Origin of the sequence: Ruegeria arenilitoris (assembly GCF_013031355.1) — a bacterium.
In the GTDB taxonomy this organism is placed as follows: Bacteria; Pseudomonadota; Alphaproteobacteria; order Rhodobacterales; family Rhodobacteraceae; genus Ruegeria; species Ruegeria arenilitoris_C.
The window spans coordinates 354,497-371,186 of record NZ_WPZO01000002.1; the positions used below are offsets into that span (position 1 = coordinate 354,497).

The following is a 16,690-nucleotide window of genomic DNA, read 5'->3' on the forward strand; positions in this document are numbered from 1 at the left end:
CAGTGCAACGATGTTTGGATTCCGGCAACGTGATGTGTGTTGGCGGGATATTTGCTGGCGTGTTCTTAACGAGTATTTGAGAAGCGCAGGAAATCCAGTACCGCAATCGGACTGTATTTATCTTGCGCTTCTTTTTCAGTGAAATCCCAAATCTGCCGAAGCGAATGGCGTCTCTAACCAGGCAACTATCGTCAAAATCCCGGCATCGCCGAAGGGGTGAACCTATTGTTTCAACAGTGGCCCGACCTGATCCAGATAAGTGGGGTCAAAACCGGCCAACGTCACCAGTCCGTCATAATCATCAAATGCCACTTGCCCGGATTGAAAAGTAACCAGCCCCTTCTCCCGCAGTTGCCGTAGGACACGATTAACATGTACAGCACTCAGTCCCAGCGCATCGGCAAGATGGTATTGTGTCAGTGGGCAGGTATATCCCATCTTGGTTGCCATCCCGACCTGAGTCAGCCTCACACCAAGTTCCAAAAGAAAATGCGCCATGCGCTCACTCGCATCTCGCCGTCCTATGTTGACCAGGTGCTCAACCACCATCGCTTCATCTCTAGAGACCGCCCAAAGGATTGCTGTCGCCAGCCGGGGCGTTTGCGCAAATGCTTCCAGGAGATCATCCACTACTACCTCAATGGCTTGGATTTCCATGATTGGTTCTATGCTGTGATCCGAGGTGTGCAGCAGAACGCTCCGCAAGCCCAGAAAGTCACCCGGTACTTGGAAGTCGACGATCTGACGCGAACCGTCTGTCTGGGTTTTGTAGGAACAAACCCAGCCCGAGGACAGAACGTAGGCAGCCTGCTCTGATTGCCCTTGATGCACAAGGTCACGTCCCGCTTCAAAGGTCCTGCGACGCTTGTGCAGGCGCGCTAATACCGCAAGTTCAACCTCAGTCAGAGAGACGAAGTTTGAGAGCTTTCGGGTGAGGGGGCTGTTATTGATAGTGGGCAAATATTCTTCCTTCATCAATGAGCCGTCCGCAAAACTATACCACGCAAAGACTGCTTTCGATCAGTTAAGTATACTGCAATCCATGCCAGAATGGTGCAATTCATCGTGGCGCTTCCTTGCTTGGACGCCTGTCAAAAAAGGACGTCTACCATGGCCGACCGGCAAGACTACTCAGGAATAGCCGCACTCTCAATCTGTGAAGCGCTTTTGCTTGCAATTAAAGATCGTGAGCTCCTCCCCGAACATGAGATTGTGGGAGTTCTGCGTGACGCAGCCGCTGCCCACGAAGCAGCGGTTGGCAACAAGGAAGAAAAGGATATGAACCAGGCCGCCGCTGTTCTGATAAACCAGATCATTGCTTCCGGCTATCGCGTTCGGCAGTAACGTTAATTTCTGTGTCAGAAAAACAAGATTACACTCGTCAAAAAAGCATAACAACAAATAGAAGTACTATTGGTGCCTCGTTCCCGATCAATTCAAACACGAAGCAAGAACCGAAGTTCCAATCTCTACAATATCTCGACTTAATGAAAAATTCCACGACCGCGACTTACTCCCTCTTCCCCGCCGACCTGCATGAGCCACAACGAGAATTTGCTTACTGGCTGAAGGCCCGCATGGCCTGTCCTGCTGCACTGCCTGCGACAACGCAAACGTTGGCTTTGTTCGGCGTCTAAGTTGCTGATCCTATGTGCAGCGAAACTACAGTTTGATAGTATCGCATCATCATAGCTTTGAATGACCGGTCTGGCGACAACAGCTGCAACGCAGCGATGAATGTGCTGCTACAGCAAATCAATGCTGCGTCAGCAATTGCCGCAATCGCACAAGTCCGGTTTGTCTGCAAAGCGGTCACTTAAACACGCATCAGCGAAGGGCCAGATTATTGCCATCAATGTTCAAATCTATGAAGCCGGCTCGTTGTCGGATTGATCGCAAAGTTCGGATCCTACGAACGACCAGTTTTTGAGGGCGTAGTTGTATTCGAAGTCAAAATTGACCTCTACATGTTGAATCATCGCGTCAAGTTCACTGCAGATGCAGGCGAAGCAAATTCACTACTGGGGGTACCAATCGGGGTGCCATTAGGTTTTGCATGAAATTTGTGGTTTAAAAGTACACCCTTACTCTGTTTTTGTATTCCGTGTGGGGCACCACTACTCTTAACTCATAGCCATTATTCTCTGTTTCATCGGGCTGTCACTCCGAGATTTAGGGCGCAAAAATATGGGAACCTTCAAAGCTTTGGGGGGCGATCATGGAGCACCACAAGCGGAAACATCTCAACAGCATGCACCGCGACAAGACTTGGCGGTAACCCTTCAGCTGAGTCTCGGACTGGCTCGGGTCGGTGCAGTCACCCTGTTGTACACAGAGCGTTCGACAGGTTCCCTTTGCAAAGGCCCACTTAGCGGCTTTTCAATCAGTTTGGTTGGCAGTAAGAGTTCTCAGACGTCGCTGGCTTTAGCGCCTCAGTGACGCGCGGATGTGGCGAAACTGGTAAACGCAAGGGACTTAAAATCCCTCGTCCTAGGACTTGCGGGTTCGATCCCCGCCATCCGCACCACTTTTACGATCAATGGGTTAGCGGGAAGTTTTCGGCGAATTCCAAATCGGTGATTTTCTTTACTCACAGTGCTAACTCACACTTTCACGGTACGTTCTGGGCTTGTTCTGTTCCCACCTGGATTTACCTGCAATTCTTACGAAAGTTGATTCTAGGTGCAGGCGTCCAAGCGGTTGAGGGGCGTTTGCTTGCGCGTGCAGAAGTAGCCTTGCTGAACTCTGTGATATACTCGGTCAGGGAATTTGGTTTACTCATTTTTTTGTGAAAGGTTAGCTATGGGTAATAAATCAAGCCAGACACTACTGCGCTTTGTCGAAAATAGCCTTGCTGACCCAGCGATAGGCGATCCAGTCAAGTGTTTAGAAAGGTTCAAGAATAAGCCCTGTATTGAAAGTTTGATACCAGCTGAGAGGGCTGGTATTCATCACACACTCTTTACAAGACGCCAATTTTTGGAAAGACAGAATTTCGATGAGTTTTGCGCCAATAACTCATCCGAAATTGAAGTTTGGGTTGAAGAGCTACTGGAGCGCTTTGACGAAACACGAACCAAGCGTTGCGAGGCCGAAGACGAAGTAAGGGACCTGTTACCGGAACCAAAGGAGCTCGACCATGGGCGCAGGATTGTCGTGTTCATTGACGGAACATGGAATACACCTGAAGAACCTCACCATGTTAAGAAATATGATCCTGAAAACTTGCCTCCAATCACTAACGTTGTGCGCCTACTCAGAGGCGTTGTAACTGACAACTCGGAAACTGATGTTCCGCAGGTGGTTGGGTATTTTCGGGGCGTCGGAACCTCAGGACTTGCTGCTTCAAGGTTAATCGACGGAGCCACTGGAAATGGCCTGACTAGGCTCGTGGTCGATGCATATCGTTTCATATCGCACAATTTGGAGTGGAAAGAAGCGAATGAGCCTCGGCCAAACAACAGCGAGATTTTTCTCTTTGGGTTTAGCAGAGGTGCTTATGCAGCCAGAGCATTGAGTGGATTTCTTAATCGCTTTGGACTCATAAAGAAAGAAGGCCTTCACCTTCTGCCGTTCTTCTTCGACAAGTATGAGAAAATGTTGGCAACGGGTGAGGACTTGGATCGGCATACCGAACTGATTTGGGAAGATTTTGTCCATCAGGAGTACCGATCGATTGATGTTGAGTTCCTAGGCGTTTGGGACACCGTTAGTGCATTAGGAATTCCAGTAAGGGGACTCTCATGGTTGACGGTTAACTATGACGACTTCTTTGAAACCAACCTAACCGAAAATGTAAGCCATGCTTATCAAGCGCTTGCGATTCATGAAATGCGCCAACCTTACAAGCCGGTTCTGTGGACACGAAAAGCAAAACCAAATCAGGTTCTCGAGCAAGTTTGGTTCGCCGGCGCTCACGCAAACATTGGGGGCGGGTACACTAAAACTGGGCTATCTAGTCACTCACTGGATTGGATGGCCTATAAGGCTTATGCAGCCGGCCTGAGGCTGGATCTGAATTTCCTACGAAAAGAAATTTCCACGAGAAATTCACGTGAACCGATAGCTCACTCCAGACGGTGGGGGCACGGCCGCTCTGGCTTTCTAAACGAAAGGAAAGTGTACTTGCGTTCGCTTTCGCGGCCAGTGAATGTCGATCATGTCGCACTATATCTAAAAAAGCACTTTCCAGCGCAGCAACTTGAAGAAGATGTAAAAAAGGACATCAGAGTTCACTGGTCCGTTAAAGATCGCCAGAGTACGAAGGTGAGTTACTCGAAGGATAGGGAATTCTTTGAGAAACTGGACAGGGAAGCAAATACGCTCGAAGTGGTCGAAAGACGCGAAAGTCTCTTTCCACAAAGAAAAAACTGCAAAAATTCAACCTGATTAGCAATCCTAGTGGGAATGCGTGCAGGCTGAGCTTGTCACCGTGCCGGAATGCCGCGCTGTGGGGAAACTGCTATGACGTCGCCGCACTCTGATCCAGCTACACACGGCCAGCGCTTTGGCCAAGCCGTCGTGACGATTGATCTGGTCGCCGGTGACTGCGTTGTCATCGCGCCGGGCAGGGGGCCGGTTAGTTTGGTGCCGCGCAAGATGCGCCTGCACGGTCTTGAAGAAATCCAGGGGGCCTATCAGGTCCAGATTGGTTTGGCCGCAACCAATCCCATCGCGCGCGATATTGCGGACGCCCTGAAATTCGCCGGCCAACAACTCAAAGCTCATCAGGGCAAGAAGTGATGGAACGCATGGCCGCCCAACAGCTTCGCGCGCAGCAGAACGCCGAGACTTCGAAAGAGGACAAACGCCGGGTACGCAACGCCAAGCGCACAACGGTTGACGGAATCACATTCGATAGCAAGGCCGAGGCTGACCGGTGGTGTGAACTAAAGCTGCTGCAGCGCGCGGGGGAAATTAGAGATTTGAAACGCCAGGTCAAAATTGGCCTTGAAGGGCGTGACGGGCCGATCATGACAGATGGCGGGAAGCGGCAACGTACATGGACCGCAGACTTTGTTTATTTCGATTGTGCGCTGGTCGCGCAGGTCATCGAAGACCGTAAGGGACATGCAACCGACAAGTTCAATTTGGTGAAGTCGATCCTAGCCGCGCAGGGCGTTGAGGTATTGGTCACGTTAGTGCGTCGACCGGCCTTGTCCCGCCGCTGCCTGAAAGCGTGGCCGAGATTGCCGAAGTAATCGGCCGGGATCAGGCATTGCACCTGATCGGATCGCTGCCCCAATCCGGATCACGCGCCTGGCGCGTTTGCTTCTATGTGCCGAAGCGCTTGCCGGCGGTGGATCACCAGCTTGTGCGAATTCTTGGATGGGAAGACGCGAACAAACTGGTCAGTGCGTTCGCGGGGATGATCCTGCAGCCGTCGAACTGTCGTTTCATCGTTAGGGCCGCGCGCAATCGCAGGATCAGAGAGATGGCTGAGGAGGGGTGTTCCGTCAAAGAAATTGCGCACGGTGTTGATCTATCAATTGATCGGGTGCGCGAGATTCTTACCAATGGTTAAGTGCATCGTCCAATGTTTGGTTCAACTGATTTGTCGTCCGCATGTACTCATCAAATGCCAATTTTTTGGCCTGGAAAGCTTAGCATCGGCTGATACGATCGATCCTCCGAGGCAGTCCCGCTACTGGAACACGTTATCAAAACAAGGTGGGAATGGCGCCGATATACTTGGTTGCCGTAGCAATCAATTCTGCCAATGCTGCTAGCAGCGGATCTAGAACCAAGCGTGGCTCCGAGATTACTGTGATAGCAATTTCACCCAACTTGCTTCCCATGGTTCCAATTGCATTACCTACGATTTTGTCGCCGACCCATATTCCGCCAGCCCATAGGCCCGTCTTTTTCAGACTTTGCAGTTGCTCCGTGCGCTCGGTGATTGCCTTGGTGTTGTCCTCAACGGCACGTTTATGTTGCTCGAGCGCATCGACTGAGGCTTTCTCTGATTGGCGACGCTCCTCAATTGATGCTTGTATTTTCTCCAGTGCCTTGGTGTTGTCACCAAGTTGGCGCGCGGTATTCTCGAGAGTAGAGAAGAAATCAGGGGGCAGGCCCAGATCTTCTAAAGGGGATGGAGGTCGATTATGCCCAATTCCGGCTGTATCGTTTGAATTGTTCTGACTTGGGCGGTCGTTCTCAAGGTCGACAAATGGTTTCAGTAAATCCAATACCTTTGCGACATCGGCTTCTAGCTTCCCGGCTACATTGCGCCGGTCATTGAGATTAACCGACAGAATTTCGGGTTGGTTAGGACTTTGGACACTCTTATCAGTGAAAAAATCGCTGGAATTGAAATCTGAGGAACTGGAATCACTCGCAGCGATTTCCTCTTCGGGTATTGGTGTCCATTCAAGGATTCCTCCAGCTTCATTCTCAATCTCTCGAGCGGCCCTCTGCAATAGCCACTCCGGATATGCCCCAGAAAACCCTTGCTCTAAAGCTTCAGATGCAGAGTAGGGGCCACCGTGAAGCCACTGATATCCATCTGATGCAGACTCGTAGGGGAGCCAGTTAGCTGGGTCGTCGTATTGAGATCGAAACCACTCCTTAACTTCTGAAATCGCGCTCTCAAACTTGTCCTGATCCTCTGGTTCATGGACTAGTTCAATTGAAAAGTTTGTTAGCGTTTCGTGATCCCCAAAATCCGACATAGTGTAGTTCTCGGCCCCAGGGGGGTACTCGGAAATCGACCATTGCAAAAGACCGAGTTCAGGATGGTATATTGTAGCGCCGTATAGCGTTTCTGTTCCCATGCCTCTTTCTTGCGACGACACTAACTCCCATTCGAGTTCATCCGCACCGATCTCATAATCCTCACCAGTACCTGCATGACGAATTATTGCGCTACCTGTTGCTTCAATTTCCATGTTCGCGGCGCTCGTAACCTGTGGGAATCATTTTGGGAAATACAGGTAACATCACAAACTACATCATAAAAGCAAATGTGTTTGGCAATTTATGCTGATTGTTCATGGTGATAGCGAGTAGCCAATCGCATTGCGGTTAAAGCTAGTCGACCCAATCTGGGGCAGATTGTCGACGATGCCGGAAACCGCCAGAGGATCGAGTGGCACAGCCGCGCGAGACTGAGAGAAATCGAGAATCGGCAGATTTCTCAAATGTGCAGAAAGAACTACGACGCGTGTCTCGCGCATGTGCTGAAATGGGAAGGCGGCTATGTCAACCACCCCAAAGATCCCGGCGGCGCGACTAAATACGGCATCACAATCGGCTCTCTGGCCGATTTTCGACGTCGGACAACCACCGAACAGGACGTCAAAAACCTGACTATTGCCGAGGCGGGGCGGATCTATCGCAAAGGGTATTGGAACCCGATCAAGGGCGATGAGCTGCCGCAAGGGCTCGATCTGGTTGCCTATGACGGTGCTGTGAACTCGGGCCCGTCGCGTGGTGCCAAGTGGTTGCAAAAGGGCCTTGGTGTCGCTGCTGACGGCAAGATCGGGCGCGAAACCCTTGGGGCGGCACTGATGGCCAACGACACCGTTGGCGTGATCCAGAAGGCCAGCGCAGCCCGCATGTCGTTCCTGCGCATACTGCGCACGTGGTCGACATTCGGGCGCGGTTGGGCCCGCAGAGTGGCTGACACCGAGGCCGAAGCGGTGGCCATGGCCACGCAATCGCCCGATCGCGTCAAAGCCGAAGCGGACAAGGCCCAAAGCGCAAGCGCAACACATGCCAAAGGCGCACGCGCCACACCTGTGGGTGGTGGTGGCGCGCTGCTGGTCGATCTGCCGGAATGGGCCCTTTGGTCTGTTATCGGCGTTCTGACCGTTTGCACGCTTATCCTTGCCTTGAATGCAGCCCAACACGCCCGCCGTGCCGCTGCCTATCGTGAAAAATTGGAGGAAATGACCAAAGGCTAAGCCGTGGTGGTTGTCGAAAACCATTTGGTTCAACGTCTTTATGGCGCTGGTGGCGTTCGCGTCCGAAATGCTGGTCTTGCTGGATCACTTTGTGGTTTTGGGCCTGCCTCCGGAATATGAGGGCATAGCGCGAACCGTTCTAACCGTGACTGTGACAGTCGCCAACCTGACCGAACAGGCACCCGATACGATCAGTTCGTTCAAGTGGCGCCAATACCGGCGGCTGCAGGCGGCCTACCAGGATTTTTTGTCCTAACGCCCAATCAGGTCAGGGCCGGGGCGTTAAAGCTGGCCAGATATACCGGGTGGAGCAAGGCGGAAATACTGGCATTGCCAGCTACCTCAATAGCAGGCCCTGCTATTTGAGAGTTTCCCTGTTTGATGAAGTACCTTGTTGCCGCCGCTACCTTTTTTCTTGCCACCTCTGCCGCTGCTGGCACCCTTCATGTTCGAGACGCCGACACCATTGTTGACGATGGTACGCCGGTTCGCCTGAATGGCGTCGATGCGCCTGAGTTGGATACTCGATCCGGTCAGGATGCAAAGCGCTGGATGGTGAACTACCTCCGGGGCAAGTCGATCTCCTGCAAACTGAACGGTGAGCGCACCTATGACCGCTGGGTGGGGGTTTGTTACGCCGATGGGGAAGACGTAGGAGCGGCCGTTATTGCTGCAGGACACGCGTTGGATTGCGCTAGGTACTCCGGTGGCCGGTATAAGAACCTCGAGACTCGCGCAGCGCGGTCACGGCTCAAGCGAGCGAAGTACTGTAGATGACGAGTGGGGTGGTCATGAAAAATCAAAAGTTTTCTATTAGGATTTTTCATTTTTTGGCGGCAATAGCGTTCTTGGTAGTGGTCAGATACTCTTTGCCTCTAAGGTTTTTCAACATCGAAATCCCGGAAGTCGATTTCTTGCCAAAGCCATTTGCATCCCATGAGGATTACGTCCGCTTCGCGTCAATGGCTATGGTGTTCGTTTTCATGCTGCTGCGGAACAAAATAGAACGCGACATCTCAATAGAAGTCGAGAAATAGGGGGGCCAAGATGCTGGTTTGGAAGGTTCACGGCTGGGACGGCACCAACAATATTTATGAATCCGAATTCAGGTTCGGCTCGTTCACTGAAAAGCAGATGGGGGAGTTCTTGCGGCGTCTTGCTTGCCGTCACTTGAACCCAGATGAGATTGCGGAATGCACTCGGACTCGTCGTAAGGGTGAAGATTGCGGACTCTTACAAGTGTCCCGTGACGTATCAAACGGTCGGCTTACGCTGTCCGTAGGCGCAAGCCCATACTACACCGCTACAGTTCGATTGGAGTAAATTCACAATAGGGAGCAACTTTTTTGAAGCTGGAAATATGTAAATACAGCAATTTAAACAGCCGACAGAAAGAAAATTATCTATTTCAGAAGCTTGCTGCGAAGCTGGCGGATTATGGGTACAACTGCATCCGTCTTAGCGATGACTGGAATGGTGCCGACTTTCTGGCAGTTCATGTGGACGGTCAATCTTTCGCAAAGATCCAAGCCAAAAGCAGGTTGTGCTTCCACAAGAAGTATCAGTTCAAGGATTTACGCATCGGTCTGTATACTCGCGGTAGAGCATTTATTTATCCCCACGATGAGTTTCTTGCTGAGGTTTTGGCGCTTGGAAAAATGTCTGGAACGAAATCTTGGGATGAACGTGGAAGATATTCGTGGTCGTCGCTGCCTGGTTGGTTCAACGAGCATTTTTCCAAATACGAGATCTAGTTAGCAATACGGAGCGGCACAGGATGCGTTTTCAGGTCCGCTGGCATTTGTTTCGAAGGCCAATCTATGTGTTGGATCGCGTAGATCGTCACTACTATCTTCAGCGAATTGATAGAGTGATTGGCTGCAATGGTGATCAAACCGTCGTTAGGTATGAGGGTGAGGTCTGCAGGTTGTATCCTAAAGAGCAATTAGTGAAGTTTTATTGGCGGAAAGTCGGTACGTTCGGGAGAAAGACTAAAAGGCCAGATGCACCACGATTTATGTTGGGCAGCAGGGAAATTCTTGAGTCCGAACTTGATCTCCCCTTCCTGAAGCAATGGGAAGAGACGCTTGGGACATACTATTAACAAATAGGAAGAGAAGCGAACGCATGGGAATTGTATTGCCACTTCTGATATTCGTCGCACTGGCCCTCATACTAGCTCCAACGATCATACAGATGTGGCGGAACGGTGATAGGGAACTGACCATCGGGCTTGTTGTCTGTGTATTCGCTTTGCCGATACTGTTGAGAATATTCACTTAAAGGAGATAGGAAATGGCAGATGTGAAGCTGGTTCTAGTGTTTAAGAGCGGCGCGGTTCATTCGCTCATTTGCGACCACACTCGTGCGGAAGACATCGCAAGCGATTTTTACAATGAGACTGGGACAAACCCTGATGTAACTGGCTCGAACATCAATCACGCTCTTTATGCCAACGGATCTGGGTTGATAAGAGCGCGCGCAGCCGATCTTTCCGCTGTGCTCGTAGAGAAAGCGACATAACCCAAGGGAGGCTTTGGAGCAGGGTGTCTCAAACAAATGGAGAGAACCTGATGAAAGCTCTCAACCTCATGTGAAAGATCAGGAGGGCGAATTTCAACTCGCCCCCCCAAATGTGACCGCTTTGCTATTGCGAGCTAAAGCTGAGATGATTTCTAAAGATCAAGAGCGACTCCAAACGTTGCGTTCCCTGTGCCCGCGTCAGAGTGACCAGTAAGTCCTGGAAGAAGATCCGCCACCTCGGCCAGCAACCCAAGTTCAGCAATCGGAATTCTGGAAACGGATACCGCTCTGCGGGCCAAGGTAGGTAATAGCTTCTCGACTACTTTCTCGAGGATCCAATTTGCCACAGAGGACAGAGGCCATGGCAGGGTGCTGGCGAAGGAAAAATTATAGGCATTCGCTTCGTAGACGCGGGAAACAAACACTATGTCTCTTCTTCGTGGATCATAGGAAATTGAGAATTCGACACCGAGGTCTACTCCACCTGTGAACCGAGCACCAATCGCCTCATACCAAATACTACCAATCTTTATTCCTGCTCCTGCTTGCCCCGCTGTGAACAAAGAAGTCCGAAGCTGAAACACAATTGGCCACAAGCTCACAAGGTCGAGCTTCAAAGGCCCATCCAGAGCAGCCGTAAGAGAGTAATGGGTGAAGAATGGACCATGCCGTCGTCTATCATTGGTATTGACTGCAGGCTTTAGCGCACCATCAAAATTTACTTGCAGTAAGTTCACTGGCGTGAACAAAAAAACATGTCCAATGTCCAAGGGATTATCTGGGAGAGGAACTGGCCATTGGTAGTCTGGATAATTATCGTCCAACGATCCACCAACACTTAACGCGCTTGGATCCTCACCCAACTTTTGAGACTGATCCGAGGACAAGCTTGTGACTTCATCGCCATCAAATGTGGAACGTGCTCGCGCTCCACCACCGCCCGATGGCTTGTAAGATGGGCAATTGTCAAAATTCAAAGCCGAGGAAGCGGAGAACATCAGAAGGCCAGACTCGACTTCAAATCGAGAGTCATTGCCAAAGACTACTCCAACAAAAATTTCAAGGAAGTCCGGCAATTCCAGGGCTTCAATAACAGAGCGAGCCATGGGAGATGCAGCATTCAAGATTGCTGCCCGAATAAATATTTTTAGGTCGTCCCAGTCATCTTCGTCGAAGGAATAAGGCGAAGCTTCAAACATATCCTTCAGGTTGGCGTCGGTTTCCCAAATATAGTCTAGAGCGCTTGGGGTGTGCTTGTCAGAAAGAGGCGTTATGGTGATTTTTCGATCTACAAAATCGAATAATCCGATGACCTCCGAATAAGATATCCGGACGTTCGCGACAGCGTGTGTATCGATTTTCATCGCAAACGTGATCTCAAAATTGCTTATCTTTAGCGCAGCTCTCCCATTAACCTGGGTAAAATTCAGCTGTACTGTGGAAAGGTCTACGTTTGCGTCAAAAGCCACGTCGTAGCCTTTGAAAGTTTCATTTGATGGCATGTTCTGAAACGCAGTGCTGGAGCTACTGACTTGCTCTCGCAGGATACGTTCAATGATATCTATTGATATCCCGATCCCAGCATCTTCGTTGCAAAAATTTTCCAGAAACGTGTGTGCATCTTGTGGGCGCATAATGCCCTCCTAACCAAAAATATGTTTCTAAAACTAGAAATGCGAGGTTGCCGATATGGCACCCTGATTTCGTACCTTTGAGCTTAGCAACAACTTAGAGTGTAGCAAAGATTGTGTTTGAGCGCGGCTAATTGGCAATGACCGCACTACAAGTGGATGCGTGAATAGGTAACGGCCTTGAATTGCAAAAAGGAAAGAAAGAGGAGCGGTACTTAGGTCGAAAAAGGTCACTCACACTTTCACCATACGTTCTTGATATGTTTGTGTGAGTAAAAAACGCTAAGCGGCTGAAATCAAACAAAGTCGATTTAACTTAAAATCCCTCGTCCTAGGACTTGCGGGTTCGATCCCCGCCATCCGCACCACTCAACCTGTCAGACCGGGAAACCCAGCTGAGTGATCAGCCGCCAGATATCGCGGTTCGCGGCAGAGAGCTGTGCCACGATGTCTTCGATCTCCTGAATGGCCTTTTCGTCAACTGTATCCTCGCGCCCCAGTTTTATGTCGGTCTTTCGATCCGCGATACGCATCAGGATTGTCTTGGGGTTTCCGCTGTCGGCATCGAACGAGTAGATGCAGTGATTGTATCTGTTGCGGATGAAGGACAGTTTGGTCAGCCGCTGGGTATGCTCCAGAATCGGATCGCGGATTTCGGCCGGTCGGCCGTCCATCTTGGCAAGCCGCTCGACCAGATCGATCCGGGCGCGCGTGGTGTTGAGGGTCAGGAAGATGATGACCGCGACATCCTTGTTGGTGCCGCTCAGGCCGGCGATCAGGTGGATCAACAGGCTTTCCGTGTTGGTCCACATGTAGTTCAACTTGCCGACCAGCAGGATCAGGCGGTCAAAACGGGTTTCGAGCGTTTCAGTCAATGGTCTGACTATGCGTTTGGTCTGCAGTCACTTCGAAATAGAACTGCGCGGCTGCAGTCCTGTTGCTGACGCCTATCTTGCCCGCAACATTGTGCATGTGCAGCTTTACCGTGTGCTCGGTGATGCCGAGGTTGGCTGCGATGATCTTATTACTTTGACCTTTCGAGACCAGTTGCAGAACCTGTTTTTCCCGCCGCGTCAGTCGCGAGTAGATTGGATGAGGTTCATTCGGTCTCGGCTTCGGCTCTACGGGGCTTTCGCTCAGCAGGCGGTGTTTGCTCTGACGGCGGGGCGCAGAGACACAATCGGCAAGGAAGCTGGGCAGGTAAAGCTCTTCGTGCATCAGCAGCCGCAAGATCGAGCGCCAAACGTCCGGCGCGACATTCATAGGAAGGTACCCGATATCTCCGAACTGAGCCCGGTCCCAGGTTTTGAACAATGACCGCGCGGCGTCTTCCTTGCGGTAGGCGAAAGCCAGACAGCCTGTCCCGGCGGCTTCGGTATAGGCGCTCGGGCGGGTAAGCAGATCATCCAGCATGATCTGATCAACCACCACCACCTTGCCGGCAACCGAGCCCGGTTCTCCTATCCGTTTCAGATCGGCAATGTCCTCATAGCGGTGCGCGGACACGCCGAACTCCGACTGAACACTTCGTAGAGTTTGATTTGAATAGAAGAGTTCCTTGCCGATGAAATTGATCGAAAAGTCCTCGGAACAAACGCTTAGTTGGGCAGCACTATCCTGCAACGGATTGCTCATAACTTCCCCCTATAAACACACGCCACCAAATCTGCGGCGAAATCGTAAAACAACACGCGGTGCTTAAATTAACGGTAAATTAACATCTATTCCCAAGTAACTATACCTGAAAGTCTATTTTTCATCAACTTTCCGTGTTGTCCTGCCGATAGGGATTAGAACTTTAGTATAGGTTCCTCCTCGGCCCTCTCAAAAAAGTACTGCAAAAATATAGCCTTAACCGATCGGCCGAAATTCCGCCCTGTTTTCGTGCCTATGCGCGGTTTCTCAGAGTTAATATTATTAGTAGCTAATGAAAACAGTATTTTACCCGGATTAGTGCTTTCGGGCAGCTATTCAGACCGCCTTCCTGCTGCAACCATGTTCCTGCTTCAATTTGGGAAGCTTCGTTCCTGACGGGTCTGCGATTCGCAATTTTTAGCGCGCTTCAATACCGCAGACAGCGCATCGGCTTAGCCGGGAAAGGGAGGTGGAAAAACTTCACAGAAGAAACAGCACCAGGTGTGTTTTGCGCCCGCGTGTCCAAAGTTTGTTTCAACCGCGTCGGTAGCCGTTTTGTAGATGAATGACGGTCAGACGCTTAATAAGTGGAAAATTGATATGAAAAACCGTCAACCTTATAATGAAGTGACAGCAATCGGTGAAGTGAACGTTAAAGAAGCAAACGTTCCGATTGACGCCGATATTAATGTTGAAAATGCTGAAATCGATGCGAACCTGAATGAACAGGAGCAGACGAACGACAACAGCGTCGATAACGATCAGAAACAGCAACAGCAACAAGATCAAGACACAAAAGTCGACAACGAAAACGAACAGGATCAGAAGCAAGATCAGGATCAGGATCAAAAGCAGCAACAGCAAAACAATAATGGCGGCGATGACAGCAATGACAACTCGAACTCCGTCAACATTGATTTTGGCGAAGGCGAGTGGATTCCTCGCGACGATGATCACGTAGATATCGACGTTTCCAAAGGTGGTTCTGTAGAAGACGTTATCACCGTTGGTGGTGATTTCGACTATGATCCAGGTGACGACATCAACATCGATGTCTCGTTGGACGGTGCCGGCAACGATATGGCATCCTTCAATAGCCAGATGGCACATCTTCAGGACAACGATGAGCTGGGTAACGCCACGGTCGGAAATTATGGTGATTTCTCGCAAGACGGTGATGCGTACGGTGGAACTGCCGAAGCCAGCGAAGGTATCTCATCCAGCACAACTGGTGGCGATTCCGGCGATGGCGGCTCGACAGACGCGGGTGACGCGGGTTCATATGTTAAAGGTGCCACAGCAATTGCGGGTGGCGGCTACACTGGTGATGCCAGCGCCGATGCAACAGCAGGCGACGGCGGTGACTCGGGTGAAGCACATAATGTGAGCTTGGGCGTTGGTAAGTCCGAAGCCTCTGCGGACGGCGATAGCGACGGTGGCGACAGCGGCGACGCAGACAGCTACTCTGAAGCTGACCAAAAGAGCGATTCGGATGTAGACGCTGATGGTACCGGCGGTGATGGTGGACACGCAGCTTCGCTTGGCCTTGGTTTGGGTCTTGGACTGTCGGGTGCCGGCAATGCTGCTGATTCCTCCGGCGGAGACAATAACTCCGACGCAGATGCCGACCAAAAGAGCGATGCTGACAACGACACGTCAACTGGCAACGCAGACGGCGGCGACAGTGGTGCGGGTAACATCGGATTGGGTCTTGCTGGCGGTCTTGCAGCCAACTATGCAAACGGTACTGGCGGCGACGGTGACGGCGGCGACGGCGCAGGCGGCGACGGCGGTGACGGTGACGGCGGTGACGGCGGTGACGGCTACGGTGCTTCTGGCACAGGTGGTGACGGCGGTGACGGAACCGGCGGTGACGGCGGTGACGGCGGTGACGGCGGTGACGGCGGTGACGGCGGTGACGGTGGCGCAGATGGCGGCTTCCCATTCCTGAGAGTTGCCGAGACTAGAGACGGTCGCGACGGCCGTGACGGCGATGATGGCGGTGACGGCGGCGACGGTGGCGACGGCGGTGACGGCGGCGCTGGCGGTGACGGCGGTGACGGTGACGGCGGCGACGGCGCCAAGGGCGTTGGCGGTGACGGCGACGGCGGCGACGGCGCACGCGGTTCCGGCGGTGATGGCGCTGGTGGTGACGGTGGCGACGGCAATGGTGCCGACGGCAGTGGCAGCACGGGTGACGCAAAAGTCGATGCCAGCGGTGTTGGCGATCAGGACGCAGATTCCGATGCCGGAGCCGGCGGGTTCAACGATGCCGATGGTACCGCAGATGCTGGCGGATCCGCAGACGCAAACGCTGACGGTGTTGGCGGCGGCGGTGGCGCGGTCGACCAGGATGCAACCTCGGACGGTACTGGTACCGGATCTGTTGATGCAACCAACACAGCCGGTGACGGCGGCATGTCCGAAGTCTTCGCAACTGCCGATGTCGATGGTAGTGCTGACAGCCTTTCCGAAGCGATTTCGGGTTACGGCGGTGCGGCAAACTCCGACAACGACGCAACCTCGACCGGAACCGGTGAGGCCACAGGTATGTCGGAATCCGGCATCGGTGGCGGCGGCGGTGCCGCACAAGCATTCGGCGGAACCAGCGGAAACGCGCATGGATTTGCTGAAGCTGGCGACGCCAAAGGCGGCATGAACACCGGTGGCAACGCCTCGGGTGCAAACTCGGGTGATGGCGGTGCCGGCGGCAACGCAGGAACGTGGGGTTCGAACAATGCCGGTGACGGAATTGTGAGCGGTGAATCCTATGCGTCCGCTGCAGCGGTCGTCGATACATCCGCCTTCAACCAGTCAATCGTGATGGGTGCCAACGTCCTTGGTAACTCGGTCGATACGACGATGGTTGGCGGTAACATGTCGTCGAGCTATTCCAGCGACGATACCGACGTTTAATTGGAGACAGAGCCCGCTCAGGCGGGCTCTGACCTCTTTAAAGAAAACGCCGAGGCCGCGCTAGGCGGCCTCGGCCCAGCT

At 52.1% G+C, this 16,690-nt stretch carries 16 protein-coding genes and 1 tRNA gene; 12 read left to right on the forward strand and 5 right to left on the reverse strand.

What is annotated here, in order from left to right:
* Window positions 1-222: 222 nt before the first annotated feature.
* Complete coding sequence (locus tag GOX63_RS07350) at window positions 223-975, reverse strand: Crp/Fnr family transcriptional regulator (RefSeq protein WP_170545368.1); 753 nt, start codon at window positions 973-975, stop codon at window positions 223-225.
* Between the two features lie 135 nt (window positions 976-1,110).
* On the opposite strand from GOX63_RS07350, the gene GOX63_RS07355 reads away from it, so the two are divergent.
* The 6 genes from GOX63_RS07355 (at window position 1,111) to GOX63_RS07380 (ending at window position 5,524) form a co-directional block, all read left to right on the forward strand.
* Window positions 1,111-1,344: a hypothetical protein gene (locus GOX63_RS07355; protein WP_170545370.1), complete on the forward strand. Its 234-nt coding sequence runs from the start codon at window positions 1,111-1,113 to the stop codon at window positions 1,342-1,344.
* Between the two features lie 1,098 nt (window positions 1,345-2,442).
* Window positions 2,443-2,527 (forward strand) — tRNA-Leu (locus GOX63_RS07360).
* A 275-nt stretch (window positions 2,528-2,802) separates the two neighbouring features.
* A complete protein-coding gene (locus GOX63_RS07365; protein ID WP_170326738.1) occupies window positions 2,803-4,389 on the forward strand; it encodes a DUF2235 domain-containing protein in 1,587 nt (528 codons plus the stop codon).
* Between the two features lie 75 nt (window positions 4,390-4,464).
* The gene (locus GOX63_RS07370; RefSeq protein WP_170326737.1) at window positions 4,465-4,743 is read left to right on the forward strand and encodes a hypothetical protein; all 279 of its coding nucleotides are present in this window, start codon (window positions 4,465-4,467) and stop codon (window positions 4,741-4,743) included.
* The gene (locus GOX63_RS07375) at window positions 4,743-5,201 is read left to right on the forward strand and encodes a DUF1064 domain-containing protein (RefSeq protein ID WP_170326736.1); all 459 of its coding nucleotides are present in this window, start codon (window positions 4,743-4,745) and stop codon (window positions 5,199-5,201) included. Before GOX63_RS07370 ends, GOX63_RS07375 begins: the two co-directional genes overlap by 1 nt.
* On the forward strand, window positions 5,180-5,524 hold the full coding sequence (locus GOX63_RS07380; RefSeq protein ID WP_170326735.1) for a hypothetical protein: 345 nt from the start codon (window positions 5,180-5,182) through the stop codon (window positions 5,522-5,524). The genes GOX63_RS07375 and GOX63_RS07380 overlap by 22 nt, the downstream gene beginning before the upstream one ends.
* Window positions 5,525-5,660: 136 nt before the next feature.
* On the opposite strand, the gene GOX63_RS07385 is transcribed toward GOX63_RS07380, so the two are convergent.
* The gene (locus GOX63_RS07385) at window positions 5,661-6,887 is read right to left on the reverse strand and encodes a hypothetical protein (protein ID WP_170326734.1); all 1,227 of its coding nucleotides are present in this window, start codon (window positions 6,885-6,887) and stop codon (window positions 5,661-5,663) included.
* A 252-nt stretch (window positions 6,888-7,139) separates the two neighbouring features.
* Between GOX63_RS07385 and GOX63_RS07390 the strand changes: the two genes are divergently transcribed.
* The 5 genes from GOX63_RS07390 (at window position 7,140) to GOX63_RS07410 (ending at window position 10,427) form a co-directional block, all read left to right on the forward strand.
* On the forward strand, window positions 7,140-7,904 hold the full coding sequence (locus GOX63_RS07390; RefSeq protein ID WP_170326733.1) for a glycoside hydrolase family 108 protein: 765 nt from the start codon (window positions 7,140-7,142) through the stop codon (window positions 7,902-7,904).
* 10 nt (window positions 7,905-7,914) lie between these two features.
* A complete protein-coding gene (locus GOX63_RS07395; RefSeq protein WP_170326732.1) occupies window positions 7,915-8,160 on the forward strand; it encodes a hypothetical protein in 246 nt (81 codons plus the stop codon).
* A 125-nt stretch (window positions 8,161-8,285) separates the two neighbouring features.
* Window positions 8,286-8,681, forward strand: coding sequence for a thermonuclease family protein (locus GOX63_RS07400; RefSeq protein WP_170326731.1), 396 nt, complete (start codon window positions 8,286-8,288; stop codon window positions 8,679-8,681).
* A gap of 569 nt (window positions 8,682-9,250) precedes the next feature.
* Window positions 9,251-9,658, forward strand: coding sequence for a hypothetical protein (locus GOX63_RS07405; RefSeq protein ID WP_170545373.1), 408 nt, complete (start codon window positions 9,251-9,253; stop codon window positions 9,656-9,658).
* 541 nt (window positions 9,659-10,199) lie between these two features.
* A complete protein-coding gene (locus GOX63_RS07410) occupies window positions 10,200-10,427 on the forward strand; it encodes a hypothetical protein (protein ID WP_170326729.1) in 228 nt (75 codons plus the stop codon).
* Between the two features lie 152 nt (window positions 10,428-10,579).
* Here the strand turns inward: GOX63_RS07410 and GOX63_RS07415 are convergent, their stop codons facing one another.
* The 3 genes from GOX63_RS07415 to GOX63_RS07425 all read right to left on the reverse strand — a co-directional run bounded on the left by GOX63_RS07415 (window position 10,580) and on the right by GOX63_RS07425 (window position 13,693).
* Entirely contained in the window at window positions 10,580-12,061 is a 1,482-nt protein-coding gene (locus GOX63_RS07415) for a hypothetical protein (protein WP_170326728.1), read from the reverse strand.
* Window positions 12,062-12,435: 374 nt separating this feature from the next.
* Window positions 12,436-12,933: a hypothetical protein gene (locus GOX63_RS07420; protein WP_170326727.1), complete on the reverse strand. Its 498-nt coding sequence runs from the start codon at window positions 12,931-12,933 to the stop codon at window positions 12,436-12,438.
* Window positions 12,926-13,693 (reverse strand): helix-turn-helix transcriptional regulator, encoded by a 768-nt coding sequence (locus tag GOX63_RS07425; RefSeq protein ID WP_170545376.1) that lies wholly within the window; start codon window positions 13,691-13,693, stop codon window positions 12,926-12,928. The genes GOX63_RS07420 and GOX63_RS07425 overlap by 8 nt, the downstream gene beginning before the upstream one ends.
* Window positions 13,694-14,293: 600 nt before the next feature.
* Here GOX63_RS07425 and GOX63_RS23955 point away from each other — a divergent pair.
* On the forward strand, window positions 14,294-16,609 hold the full coding sequence (locus GOX63_RS23955) for a hypothetical protein (protein ID WP_170545379.1): 2,316 nt from the start codon (window positions 14,294-14,296) through the stop codon (window positions 16,607-16,609).
* Window positions 16,610-16,690: the final 81 nt, after the last annotated feature.